11 protein-coding genes are annotated in these 11,597 nt (G+C 68.7%); 6 read left to right on the top strand and 5 right to left on the bottom strand.

From position 1 onward, the window contains the following. The 3 genes from LK996_RS07600 (at position 1) to LK996_RS07610 (ending at position 1,731) form a co-directional block, all read left to right on the top strand. Positions 1 to 633 (top strand): DUF4124 domain-containing protein, encoded by a 633-nt coding sequence (locus tag LK996_RS07600; protein ID WP_230526513.1) that lies wholly within the window; start codon positions 1 to 3, stop codon positions 631 to 633. Positions 634 to 658: 25 nt separating this feature from the next. Beyond that, complete coding sequence (locus LK996_RS07605) at positions 659 to 1,315, top strand: DUF4124 domain-containing protein (RefSeq protein ID WP_230526514.1); 657 nt, start codon at positions 659 to 661, stop codon at positions 1,313 to 1,315. A gap of 170 nt (positions 1,316 to 1,485) precedes the next feature. Next, positions 1,486 to 1,731: a KGG domain-containing protein gene (locus LK996_RS07610; protein WP_230526515.1), complete on the top strand. Its 246-nt coding sequence runs from the start codon at positions 1,486 to 1,488 to the stop codon at positions 1,729 to 1,731. Positions 1,732 to 1,799: 68 nt separating this feature from the next. Here the strand turns inward: LK996_RS07610 and LK996_RS07615 are convergent, their stop codons facing one another. Both LK996_RS07615 and LK996_RS07620 read right to left on the bottom strand, forming a co-directional pair. Beyond that, positions 1,800 to 3,569, bottom strand: coding sequence for a PQQ-dependent sugar dehydrogenase (locus LK996_RS07615; RefSeq protein WP_230526516.1), 1,770 nt, complete (start codon positions 3,567 to 3,569; stop codon positions 1,800 to 1,802). A gap of 95 nt (positions 3,570 to 3,664) precedes the next feature. Further along, positions 3,665 to 4,441, bottom strand: coding sequence for an SDR family oxidoreductase (locus LK996_RS07620; RefSeq protein ID WP_230526517.1), 777 nt, complete (start codon positions 4,439 to 4,441; stop codon positions 3,665 to 3,667). Positions 4,442 to 4,522: 81 nt separating this feature from the next. Between LK996_RS07620 and LK996_RS07625 the strand changes: the two genes are divergently transcribed. Further along, entirely contained in the window at positions 4,523 to 4,828 is a 306-nt protein-coding gene (locus LK996_RS07625) for a hypothetical protein (protein WP_230526518.1), read from the top strand. A 39-nt stretch (positions 4,829 to 4,867) separates the two neighbouring features. On the opposite strand, the gene sppA is transcribed toward LK996_RS07625, so the two are convergent. Together sppA and LK996_RS07635 are read right to left on the bottom strand one after the other, a co-directional pair. After that, positions 4,868 to 6,766, bottom strand: a complete 1,899-nt coding sequence (sppA, locus tag LK996_RS07630) for a signal peptide peptidase SppA (RefSeq protein ID WP_230526519.1) — start codon at positions 6,764 to 6,766, stop codon at positions 4,868 to 4,870. A gap of 78 nt (positions 6,767 to 6,844) precedes the next feature. After that, positions 6,845 to 8,233, bottom strand: coding sequence for an MATE family efflux transporter (locus LK996_RS07635; RefSeq protein WP_230526520.1), 1,389 nt, complete (start codon positions 8,231 to 8,233; stop codon positions 6,845 to 6,847). Between LK996_RS07635 and LK996_RS07640 the strand changes: the two genes are divergently transcribed. Beyond that, complete coding sequence (locus LK996_RS07640) at positions 8,150 to 9,496, top strand: DUF3667 domain-containing protein (protein WP_230526521.1); 1,347 nt, start codon at positions 8,150 to 8,152, stop codon at positions 9,494 to 9,496. The two genes, LK996_RS07635 and LK996_RS07640, sit on opposite strands and share 84 nt — an antisense overlap. 2 nt (positions 9,497 to 9,498) lie before the next feature. Continuing rightward, positions 9,499 to 9,810 (top strand): DUF4286 family protein, encoded by a 312-nt coding sequence (locus LK996_RS07645; RefSeq protein WP_230526522.1) that lies wholly within the window; start codon positions 9,499 to 9,501, stop codon positions 9,808 to 9,810. A 36-nt stretch (positions 9,811 to 9,846) separates the two neighbouring features. On the opposite strand, the gene LK996_RS07650 is transcribed toward LK996_RS07645, so the two are convergent. Next, positions 9,847 to 11,457: a DUF3106 domain-containing protein gene (locus LK996_RS07650; protein WP_230526523.1), complete on the bottom strand. Its 1,611-nt coding sequence runs from the start codon at positions 11,455 to 11,457 to the stop codon at positions 9,847 to 9,849. Positions 11,458 to 11,597: the final 140 nt, after the last annotated feature.

Consider the following 11,597-nt stretch of genomic DNA (forward strand, 5'->3'; position numbering starts at 1 on the left):
ATGGCCACCGCCTGCCGCCTTGTCGCCGTCGCCTGTACGGTCCTGCTGGGCCTGGCCGCATCGCGCGCGCACGCGCAGTCCGTGACGATCTATCGCTGCGTCGACGCGAAGGGCCACCTCACCCTGCGCGACACACCGTGCGCGAAGGACCAGAAGCAGGAAACGCGCACCATGCAGCGGCCCACCGATGCGCCGCGCAAGCCGGCGCCCGCGGCCAGGCCTGCGCCCGCGCAAGGCGAACCGGTCGTCGTGTATCCGCGCGAGCGCGACGTCTATGTCCCGGCGCGCCCGCTGTACGAATGCATCACGCCCGACGGCGTGTCGTACACGAGCGACACCGGCGAAGGCAATCCGCGCTACGTGCCGCTGTGGACGGTCGGCTATCCCTCGTATGCCTTCGGCGGCGGCGGGATGGTCGGGACGAACTACATCGGCCCGTACGCCAACGCGGCCACCTTCGTGCGCGACACCTGCTACATGCTGCCGCAGGACGAAGTCTGCGACCGCGTGCGCGACCGTCGCGACGCGCTGAGGACCCGCTTCTTCAACGCCATGCCCAGCGAGCGCGATGTGCTGCGCGTCGAGGAACGCAGCCTCAACGCGCGCCTGGCCAACGATTGCGGCGGCCAATGACGCACGGCTGGGCTACGCTCGGCGCATGAGCCACGCCGCAACGTCGACCCTCGCCACCGCGCCGCTTGTCGTCGCACTGTTCATCGCCGCCCTTTTCACGGGCCACGATGCACACGCCACGACGATCTACAAATGCACCGACGCCAAGGGCGCGGTGACGATGCAGAACGACACGCCCTGCCCGCCCGGCGCGAAGCAGGAAGTGCGCCACATCGGCGAGTTGCCGACCGCGCCCGCGCCCGTCGCGAAGCCCGCCGAGGTGCGCGCCCCGATGGGCCCGCCGCCGGGCGCGCAGTTCGAACTCGTGCGCGGTCCCGCCACCGACACCCTGCCGGCCTCCACCGTTGCAAAGGCGGACCGCAAACCGCCTCCGGCGTTGTTCGAATGCAAGACGTGGGACAACGACACCTGGCTCAGCGAAACCGATTCACCGGAAGAACGCTGCGCACCGCTCACGACCACGGGCCTGAATGGCGATCCGAACCTCGGCATGGGCGCCGCGTGCGAGATCAAGCGCGATGTTTGCACCGCGCTCACCGAGCAGGCGCTGTGCACCGCATGGCAACGCCGCGTCGACGAAGCGAAGTTCCGCATGACCTACGCGCCCGCAGGCGAAGAAGACGCGCGCAAGGCCGAGTACGAACGCCGGGTCGCCGCATTCGTCGACACGACATGCCGTTGATGCGCGCACTGCGCACGACGCTTTCATGACAAACGTTTTCATTGTGCGAATCGCGTGGATGCGCGGATGAATTGCGCCGACTTACTTTTTCTTGACTTGCACCACGCAACTTTCTAACCGGCGCTTCCCTATGGTCGCTGCTCCCCTTCCCCCACGCACGAGGTTGGAGCATGGCGAACCAGACCACCGGCAACACCCCACGCGGCACGAGCAATCGCGGATTCGCAAGCATGGACCCGGAAACCCAGCGCAAGATCGCGCAGAAAGGCGGTGAGGCAGTCAGCCGCGACCGCGAGCACATGTCGATGATCGGCCGGAAAGGCGGCGAAGCCTCCGGCGGCAATCGCAACCAGAACACCACGCAGAACACACAAACCACCCAATTCGGCGGCCAGGAAAGCGAAGGCAACCGCTGAGCTTGGCGGCATCACCCCCAACGAAAACGCCCGCATCCGCGGGCGTTTTCGTTGATGCGCGCGTTGCATCACTCGAGCAGGTCGGCGCGACGATCCTCCGCGGTCCGGTCGTAATGCTTGCGCACGCAGGCGAAGCCCTGGCCGGCGAGCACCATGTTGCCGTCGATCCAGCGCACGGTGTGACCGTCCCAGGCTTCGATGCACCAGTGCTGTTTCGGCGCCGGTCGCGTTGTGCTCGCATTCGCGCGCGATCGCGCAGCCTGCCGCGGTGCCGGCTGCGCCGACGCGGAGGCGCCTTCGATCGCGAACACCTCACCGTCGAGATCGACGATGTACACGTTGCCGCCCTGGTCCGTGCCGAACGCGACCGGATTGTTGATCGCGCCGGCATCGGGCGTGAAGTCGGCATTACGCAACGTGAAGTTGTCGCTGCTCACCGTCGGCGGCGCGGCGAACAGCGCGTCGATCGGAATCGACCACACGTTGCCTTCGATGAAGTCCGCGAAGATGTATTCGCCGCGCAAGCGTTCCACCGGGCCGCGGTACACCACGCCGCCGATCACCGTCGCGCCTTCGCGCGGACCGGACCCATGCAGGTATTCCGCCGCCGGCGCACGGAAGCGCGAACTCTCCGGGCCCTTGAACGTGCGCGTGCCCTCGCGTTGCGCCCAGCCAAAGTTCACGCCCTCGTTGTCCTCGGGGCCGAGCATCACGTCGACTTCTTCGACGGTATCCTGCCCCACGTCACCGATGATGAGCGCGCCTAGCCCGGTGCCGAACGGCCCGAAGTCGAAGCTCGCGCGGAACGGATTGCGCAGGCCGAGCGCCCACACTTCGGGTGCGCCACCGGCGCTCGCGAAAGGATTGTCGACGGGCACGGCGTAGTTGCGCGTCGGATCGTTGGGGAACGCGTCGCGCGTGATGTCGATGCGCAGGATCTTGCCGAGCCAGGTGTCCGGGTTCTGCGCGTTGTCGTCGGGATCGCCGCTGCCGCCGCCGTCGCCGATCGCGACATGCAGGTAACCCGTGCCGTCGAAGCCGATCCAACCGCCGTTGTGGTTCGCCAGCGGATGAGGTTGCCGCAGGATCACGCGCATCGTCGAGGTGTCCGCGATGTCGCGATTGGACGCCGACACCGTGTAGCGCCGCACTTCGATCGTGCCGACGAGATCGGTGAGGAAGACGTAGAACTGACCGGAGGTCGGGAAGTCGGGCGACGTCGCGAAGCCCAGCAATCCGCGTTCGCCGCTCGTCGACACCTGTCCGCGCAGGTCGAGGAAATCGGTCGCGGCGATCGTGCCGTCGCCGGGCGAGAGAATGCGGATGCGGCCCGCGAGCTCGACCACGTACATGCGCCCCGAACCGTCGGGCACCGGCGCGATGAACACCGGCGACGCAAGCGCCTGCACGACGCGGCGCACGCGGAACGCGAGGCTGTCGCGATCGGTGACGGTCACGGTGAGCGTCATCTGCGTCGTCGACGTGCTGTCCGACGCACCGAGCGCGACGCGATACGTGTTGTCGGCGCCGGTGTCCTGCGGATTCTCGAAGTCGGGCGGCGTGACGAACGACAACGCGCCCGCGCCCGTGAGGTTGAAGAACTCCTGGTCGTCGCCGCCGGTGATGCGGAACGTCACCGCATCGTTGTTCATGTCGGTGGCCGCCGCGGTGTAGAACGCGCCGGCCGTGTCTTCGGCCACGGATACCGACGAGGGCGAGGTGAACACCGGTGGCGTGTTGCCGAAGGTGAGCGATCCGCTCACCGAGTCGCTGCCGCACGCGGCGGCGATCGCGACGACGGACACCAGGCACGACATGCGAAGCAGGTGGGCAAGCATGACCGTCGACTCCCGAACGGGGCCGGTCGAGCATGACGCGCGTCGCTTAAGCGGCAGGTGAAGCGAACGACCGTCCGTCAGAAAATGGGCGTCGATCAGAATCCGTAACGCAGGAATCCGCCGTCGACCGCGATGCACTCACCGGTCACGTACGACGCCGCAGGCAGGCAGAGGAACGCCACCGCGGCCGCAACCTCTTCCGGTTCGCCGATACGGCCCAGCGGCGTGCGCAGCAGCACTTCGTCCAGGTAATCCGGATCCGACAACTTGCCCTGCGTGCGGCGCGTGCGGATGTACCACGGCGCGACCGCGTTGACCCGGATGCCGTCCTCGGCCCATTCGACCGCGAGGTTCTTCGTCATCTGGTGCATCGCGGCCTTGCTCATGCCGTACGGCGCGCCGCTGCGCACGTGCGTTTCGCCCGACACGCTGCCGACGTTCACGATGCTCGACGCCGCGTGCTTCGTCAGCAACGGATGCGCGTAGCGCGAGAGTTCGAACGCGGAGAACAGGTTGATCTCGAAGATCTGCCGCCACTCGTCTTCGCTGTATTCCACCGCCGACTTGGTGAGATTGCCGCCGGCGTTGTTGACCAGGATGTGCAAGCCTTCGCCGAAGTCCTCGACCCAATCGAGCAATTCGCGACGTTGTTCGTCTTCGGCGACGTCGGCGACGAAGACCTGCACGTCGCGATCGGGGAAGTCTTCGGCGAGTTCGTTGCGTGCCGACTCCAGGCCCGCGGCATCGCGCGCGGCCAGCAGCACGTCGGCGCCGAAGCCGAGCAACTCGCGCGCGATCGCGCGTCCGATGCCGGCGCTGCCGCCGGTGACGAGGGCGAGCTGTCCATCCAGTCGCCAGCGCTTCGGGTCCATGCGAACTCCTCGGGGTCGGGTCGTTGTGCGCGGCACGCGCCGGCGTAGGATAGCCGCTGCCTTCCACTGGACGATGCCGCGATGACGCGAACCCTGGCCCTGGCGCTGTGTGTCCTTGCTTTCGCCGCCTGCTCGAAGCCGGAGAAACCCGAGACCGAACGCCGGCCCGAGCCGCAGGCGTCGACGACGGCGCACCAGCCCGACCCCGCGACCTGGAACGACGCGAGCAAGCGCGAGCCGCCCGCGACGCAGTTGCTCGAACGCATCCAGGCGCCGATGGACAAGGCGAAGGCCGTCGAAGGCACCGTGCTCGAACAGGGGCAGCAACAGGCCGCCGACATCGATGCGCAGACGGCGGGCAATGCGAGCCCGCCGTCGGGTCAATGACGCGCTGACGAGCGCGTCGACGCCGACAAGCGCGTCAGGTCAGAACTCGCAGAAGCAATACGCGAGCGCCTTCACCGGCGAGCCCGGGCGCTTCTGGAGTGCGCTGTCGAGGAAGCGCAGGTCGGCGTCGACCTGCGGCAGGTTGCGCGCGAGCACCGCACGCGCGACGCCCTGCGCGAAACTCGAGTCGTGCATCCACGCGCTGCCCGCGCGGCTCGACACGAAGCCGGCGAAGAAACGTTCGAACGCCGTCGCTTCCTTCTCGATGTAGCGCACGCGATACGCATCGGCCTTGCCGAGCTTGGCGCGCGTCGCCGCATCGTCGATCGCCGCCTGCAGACCGCCGAACGCGTCGACCAGCCCGCGCTCGCGCGCCTGCGCGCCGGTCCACACGCGACCGCGCGCGACCGCATCGATGTCGTCGACCGGACGCTTGCGCGCTTTCGCCACGCGCGTGGTGAAGTCGCGGTACCCCTTCTCGATCACCGACTGGATGATGTCGCCGACCGCGGGATCGAGGTCGCGCGTGATGTCGAACGCGCCTGCGAATCGCGTCGTGCCCACGCCGTCGGTGCGCACGCCGATCTTCTCAAGCGCGCGCGGGATCGTCGGGATCACGCCGAAGATGCCGATCGAACCGGTGATCGTCGACGGATCGGCGTAGATGCGATCGGCGTCCATCGAGATCCAGTATCCGCCCGACGCGGCAAGGTCGCCCATCGACACGACGACAGGCTTGCCCGCAGCCTTCAGCGCGACGACTTCGCGGCGGATCTGCTCCGACGCGAACACCTCGCCACCGGGCGAGTCGACGCGCAGCACGACCGTCTTGACGTTGTCGTCGTCGCGCGCTTCGCGCAGCAAAGCCGCGGTGGATTCGCCACCGATCGTGCCCGGCGGTTGTTCGCCGCCGGTGATCTCGCCTTCGGCCACGACCACCGCGACCTGCGGACGCGGATCGACTTTCTGCAAGCCGTTGTCGATGTGCGTCAGGTACGTGTCGAACGACACCTGGCGAAAACCGCCTTCGGCATCCGGATCGGCGACGCCGCGTTCGATCAGCAGGTGGTCGACTTCCTCTTCCGTCTTCAGGCCATCGACGAGCTTCTGCTGCAACGCGTGGCGCGCGAGGTCGCCGCGCGCGGCGGCGATGGATTCGGGCAGCGTGTCGATGCCGGCGGCGAGCTTCTGCGCGGACAGGTCGCGCGCCTTCGCGATGTCGGCGAGGAAGCGCTGCCACACGTCGTTCATCCAGAACAGGTCGGCTTCCTTCGCCTGCGGCGACGCGGCGTCGAGCACGTAGGGTTCGGCCGCGCTCTTGAACTCGCCGACCTTGAACAGGTGCACGTCGACGCCGAGCTTGTCCTGCAGGCCTTCGCGATAGAACTGGCGATAACGGTCGAGGCCTTCGAGCACGAGGCCGCCCATCGGATCCAGGTACACCTCGTTGGCCTGCGAGGCGAGCAGGTATTGCTCCTGCTGGTAGTAATCGCCGAACGCGACGACCTGCTTGCCCGCGGCGCGCACGTTCGCGAGCGCGGCGGCGACTTCGCGCAGCGATGCGTAACCGGAGGGTTCGAGGCGATCGAAGCGCACGTACACGCGTTCGATGCGCTTGTCGGTGCGCGCGGCTTCCAGCGCGCGCAGCAAATCGCGCAGCTGCACTTCCTCGCCTTCGCGATCGCCCATCACGCGCGCGAGCGCGCGGCTGGCCAGGTCGCTGCTGTACTGCTCGACGAGCTTGCCTTCCGGTGCGATCACCAGCGTCGTGCGGTTGTCCAGCGGACGCAGCCCGCCGCCCGAGAACATCAGCATCAACAGGAAGATCAGCAGCCCGAAGAACAGCACGTTGAAAACCAGGCGCCGCGTGAAATTCATCGCGTCCCAGATCCCGACGATCGCGCGGGCGATGGGGCCACGACGGCGGACTTCGTTCATTGCGTTTCGACTCCAGGGTGGGGTGCGCGGCGGCGCATCCCGGGGATGCCCTAGCCTAGCGGCTGGCGTGTGTGGACTTCATGCGCCGTCGGTCATGGCCGGCGCCATGCCAACGTCCATGGGGGTGCGCTTGGACGAGCGCAAGAATCGTGTCGACAACAACACGGCCGCAGTCGTGAGGCCGACGATCAGGCCGATCCACATGCCCTGCGGTCCCCAGCCGAGCCCGAGGCCGAGCCCGGCGCCGAGCGGCATGCCGACGCCCCAGTAGGCCAGCGCGGCGAGCAGCATCGGGCGGCGCGTGTCGCGCAGGCCGCGCAGGGCGCCGGCGGACAGCACCTGCACGCCGTCGGGGAACTGGAACGCCGCCGCGTACAACAGCAGAGTCGCGGCGAGCGCGGCCACCGCCGTGTCGGCCGTGTAGAGGCTCGCGAGCTGGTGGTTGCCGAACAGCAGCAGCACGCCCGACACCGCCTGCGTCGCGAACATCAGCGTGAAGCCGGCGAACGCCGCGCGGCGCAGCCCGTCGCGATCGCCGCGGCCGAGCGCGTGGCCGACACGCACGGTCGTCGCTTCCGCGAGGCCGAACGGGATCATGAAGCACAGGCTCGAAACGTTGATGGCGATCTGGTGCGCGGCCACTTCGACGCCGCCGAGTCGTCCGATGAGCAACGCGGTCGCGATGAACAAGCCGCCTTCCATCATCACCGTCACGCCGATCGGCAGGCCGGTCGCGAGCAGCGACTTCAGCACGGGCCACTTCGGCGTTTCGAAATGCGCGAACAGGCCCAGCGATTCGAAACGCTTCGCGCGCCGCAGGTACACCGCGAACGCGATCGCCTGCGCCCACATCATCGCCGCCGACGCGAGGCCGAGGCCGCCCGCGCCGAGTTCCGGCAAGCCGCCGACGCCCCAGGTCAACGCATAACCCAGCGGCACGAGCACGACCAGGCCGCCGAAGCCGAGCACCATCGTCGGCAGCGTCCAATGCAATCCATCGCTGAGGTAGCGCATGCACAGGTAGAGCGTCAGCGCGGGCACGCCCCAGCGAATGCCGTGCAGGAAGGCGACGGCGCCGGGACGGATCTCCGGCGCGATGCCCATCGGCTCGAGCGCGACGGTCACCACGCTCAGGAACGTGAACAACACGACGCCCAGCATCGCCGCGAGCCACAACGCCTGGCGGAACAGCGGCGCGATCTCGTCGCGACGCCCCGCGCCGTCGAGCTGCGACACCGACGGCGGGAACGCCATCAGCGTCCCCATCGGTACCATCATCGGCAGCCAGAACAACGCCGTGCCCACCGCCACCGCGGCGAGCGTCTGCGTGCCATGGTGACCGGCGATCACGCTGTCGACGAAGCCGATCAGGCCCGTCGACAGGTGGCCGAGGACGAGGGGGGCTGCGAGCGTCGCGCTGGTGCGCAATTCGCGCGCGAACGGCGGCGCGGAGGGCTTGGGGGTCATCGGAAGGGGTTGATCGTGAAGGGAGCCGCGCATTCGCGCTGGCGCCCGGTTGCGGAGCATCGCTATCTTAGCCGCCAGTCAGGGGACCCCATGAGCAGCGATCCAACCACCACGAGCGCCGCCGCGCAGCCACGGCCGGCCTGCCAGAACTGCGGCTCGCCGCTGATGGGCGAGCATTGCTATGCGTGCGGCCAGCCGGTGAAAGGGCTGGTGCGGCACTTCACGAGCATCATCGGCGACTTCCTCGACAGCGTCCTCAACATCGACGCGCGCGTGTTCCGCACGCTATGGCCGCTGTTCGCGAAGCCCGGCTACCTGTCGCTCGAATATTTCGAAGGCCACCGCATCCGCTACGTCAGCCCGGTGCGGCTGTTCGTGTTCCTCAGCATCGTCACGTTCTTCGTCGCGCAACTGTCGGTGGACTTCAGCGGGATGAAGGTCGGCGCGAACGGCAACGACGACATCGACAGCGCGAAGACCGTGCAAGAGGTGAAGCAGCGCCGCGACGCCGCCCTCGAAGGCCTGGCGACGGCGAAGCGCGACACCGCGCAGACGCCGGGCGTTTCGGTCGGCCTGGACGCCGCCGCGGACGCGATCAAGTCGCGCGCCGATCGACGCATCGCCGCGCTGGAAGCCGCCACGAAGGCCGGCACGCCGCCCCCGCCCCCCGGCTCGGGGCTCATCGTCGACGACGACGACGGCTCGATTTCCTTCAACGGCAAGCCGTGGGATCCGCAGACCAACCCGCTGCGCGTTTCGTGGCTGCCGGAAGCGGCCAATCGCAAGATCAACCAACAGGTCGGCCATTTCCGCGACAATGTGCGCCGCGGCGAGCAGGATCCGAACCTCATCAAGGACGCGGTACTCAGCACCGTCCCGACGACGCTGTTCGTGATGCTGCCGCTGTTCGCGCTGATGCTGAAGTTCGCTTACGCGTTCAAGCGTCGGCTGTACATGGAACACCTGATCGTCGCCCTGCACAGCCATGCGTTCCTGTGCCTGGCGCTGCTGGGGATGTTCCTGCTGATGGCGCTGCAGGATGCCTTCGGCGCCGCGGCGGGTCCGGTTCGCTCGTTCATCCGCCTGCTCGAGGTGGCGCTGGCGATCTGGATGCCGCTGTACCTGCTCATCATGCAGAAGCGTGTCTACGGTCAAGGCTGGCCGATGACCGTGCTGAAATACTGCCTGTTGGGGCTCTGTTATTCCGTCCTGCTTAGCTTCGGTGCCGCGTTCACCATGCTGGCGGGCCTCGTCTGGATGTGAAGATGGTCGTTTACGAAGTCAACCTGGAATTCGACGTGGCCATCGCCGCGGCCTACCGCGAATGGCTCGCGGCGCATGTCGCCGAGATGCTGGCGCTGCCGGGCTTCAAGCAGGCGGTGGTCCACGAAGTCGTCGATCCGCTGCCGACCGCGGGTCGCCAGGGTTTGTGCGTGCGGTACCAGGTCGAGGACCTGGCGTCGCTCGAGAACTACCTGCGCGAACACGCCCCACGCATGCGCCTCGACGGCCTGCAACGCTTCGGCGAAGAAGGCGTGCGCATCCGCCGCCGCGTGCTGCGCCACACCCCACTCTGACGTCGCGGACTCGGCCCTGACGTCGCGGCCCCGCGCTTACTGCGCGAGGCGCATCTGCAACCACGCCCCGCGACGCTCGTCTGCCGTCGACAGCAGCGCGCGCACGAGATCCGCGCGTTCGTGCGGCGGCACGCGTTGCGCGAGCACGGACAGATCCGCGCGCTCGGCGCTGGTCATGCGGCGCAACGCACGCAGCATCGGCGCGTGCTGCGCTTCGGGCATCTGCGCCAGGAGCGGTTGCAGCTTCGGGTAATCCACGCCGATCGCGGGACCGAGCAGCCAGCCGCGTTGCGCGAGCGGTTCCAGTGCGTCGAATTGCGCGCGTAGCGCCGCCTGTTCTTCCGGCGTGCGCCGGGCGAAGGCCTGCACCGCGTTTTCGACGGCTTCGGCGGCCACGGGATCCAGGCGACGCCATGCGTTGTAGCGTTCGCGCAGGGTCGCCTGCGTGGCGCGCGGCTGCGCGTCCCATTCCTTCGCGCGCTGCGCGAAGCCCTGGCGTTGCGCGAATGTCCACGCGTGCCACAGCGTCGCCTGGTCGCGCATGCCGTCCTGCATCGGAGCTGGGATGCGCGCGATGACCGAGCTCGTCGATGCGGGAAGTGCGATGTCCCGCGGGATCGCGAGCGGTCGCGTGCGCGAGGGTGCGACGAATGCGGGCGCGGGGTCCGATGTCGCGGGCATCGCGGGCATCGCGAGCGTCGCGGGCGCGGCGAGCACCGCGGCGGGCACGGGCGCGGCCACGCTCGACGCAGGCGCCTGCGCGTCGGCGGCGGGTTGCACGGCGAGCAGCGCGGCGTACCACGCGAAGAACGGCAGGTCGCCGGCGCGCGCGACGCCCTGGGGATCGGCGATCGCCAGGAAGTCGCGATGCGTCCACGCGCCGAGGTCCGCGTCGTAACGCGCGACCGGCGGATCCGCCGGCGGCAACGGCGCGGTGCGCACGAGGTCGCCGCGGAACGGCAAGTCGCCGAACCAATGTCCACGCCACCCGACGTACGCGAAGGCACCGACGGCGATGGCGACGCCCGCGGCGACCGCGATCGGACGCCACCGGCGGCCCGCAGGCGCCGAGCGCGCGTCGACGGCCTCCGTCGTGCGTCCGGGCATCGCGCGCGTCGCCTGCGGCGGCGCATGCAGCCGCCCGAGGCGGTCGGGCTGCATGCCTTCGATCTCCACGCGCACCGCGGCGACCCACGCCAGCCAGGCGTCGCGATCGGGCGTTCCGTCCTCGCGATACGGAATGGCGCGCTGCAACGCGGTGCGATACGCATCGGAGGACACACCGAGCGCTGCGGCCGCGTCGTCCATCTCCAGGCCCGCGACCAGGCGCAACAACAACGCCGCGCGCGGTCCGTTGCCGAGCTGCGCGAGCGGCGCCCATGTCGACGGCCACGCGGCATCGTCGGCACTGCGGCGCAGGTCGGGTGCGGCGAGCAGCAGGGACCAGAAGCGCACCGGCCAGACCGCCATCGGTGCGTCGGGCGCGATGCGTGTGAAGGCGCGGAGCGCGGCGGCGACCGCCGCGTCGCCCTTCGCTTCCGATCCGCACTGGCATTGCGCGAGCAGCGCGGCGCGTCGTTCGACGCCGCGCAGGAAAGCGGCCGTTGCGCCCGTCGACGCGGTATTCGTGGGGGCGTCGGCGGTCATGCGTTCGGCGTGCTCATCGGGTTCCGATGATAGCCATGCGGCGATGCAAATCGAGACCGACGAACGGCTTGACGAAGGCCCCGAATCCCGCTCCTCCAAGCCCGGCGCGGCTTTCGCCGAAAACGGTTGTGCACAGCGAT

Source organism: Noviluteimonas lactosilytica (assembly GCF_020866925.1).
Taxonomy (GTDB): domain Bacteria; phylum Pseudomonadota; class Gammaproteobacteria; order Xanthomonadales; family Xanthomonadaceae; genus Noviluteimonas; species Noviluteimonas lactosilytica.

What these genes read in the sequence shown, in the direction of transcription:
- LK996_RS07600 (WP_230526513.1), top strand. Translation starts at nt 1, where the DNA reads ATGGCCACCGCCTGCCGCCTTGTCGCCGTCGCCTGTACGGTCCTGCTG.
- LK996_RS07605 (WP_230526514.1), top strand. Translation starts at nt 659, where the DNA reads ATGAGCCACGCCGCAACGTCGACCCTCGCCACCGCGCCGCTTGTCGTC.
- LK996_RS07610 (WP_230526515.1), top strand. Translation starts at nt 1,486, where the DNA reads ATGGCGAACCAGACCACCGGCAACACCCCACGCGGCACGAGCAATCGC.
- LK996_RS07615 (WP_230526516.1), bottom strand. Translation starts at nt 3,569, where the DNA reads ATGCTTGCCCACCTGCTTCGCATGTCGTGCCTGGTGTCCGTCGTCGCG.
- LK996_RS07620 (WP_230526517.1), bottom strand. Translation starts at nt 4,441, where the DNA reads ATGGACCCGAAGCGCTGGCGACTGGATGGACAGCTCGCCCTCGTCACC.
- LK996_RS07625 (WP_230526518.1), top strand. Translation starts at nt 4,523, where the DNA reads ATGACGCGAACCCTGGCCCTGGCGCTGTGTGTCCTTGCTTTCGCCGCC.
- sppA (WP_230526519.1), bottom strand. Translation starts at nt 6,766, where the DNA reads ATGAACGAAGTCCGCCGTCGTGGCCCCATCGCCCGCGCGATCGTCGGG.
- LK996_RS07635 (WP_230526520.1), bottom strand. Translation starts at nt 8,233, where the DNA reads ATGACCCCCAAGCCCTCCGCGCCGCCGTTCGCGCGCGAATTGCGCACC.
- LK996_RS07645 (WP_230526522.1), top strand. Translation starts at nt 9,499, where the DNA reads ATGGTCGTTTACGAAGTCAACCTGGAATTCGACGTGGCCATCGCCGCG.
- LK996_RS07650 (WP_230526523.1), bottom strand. Translation starts at nt 11,457, where the DNA reads ATGACCGCCGACGCCCCCACGAATACCGCGTCGACGGGCGCAACGGCC.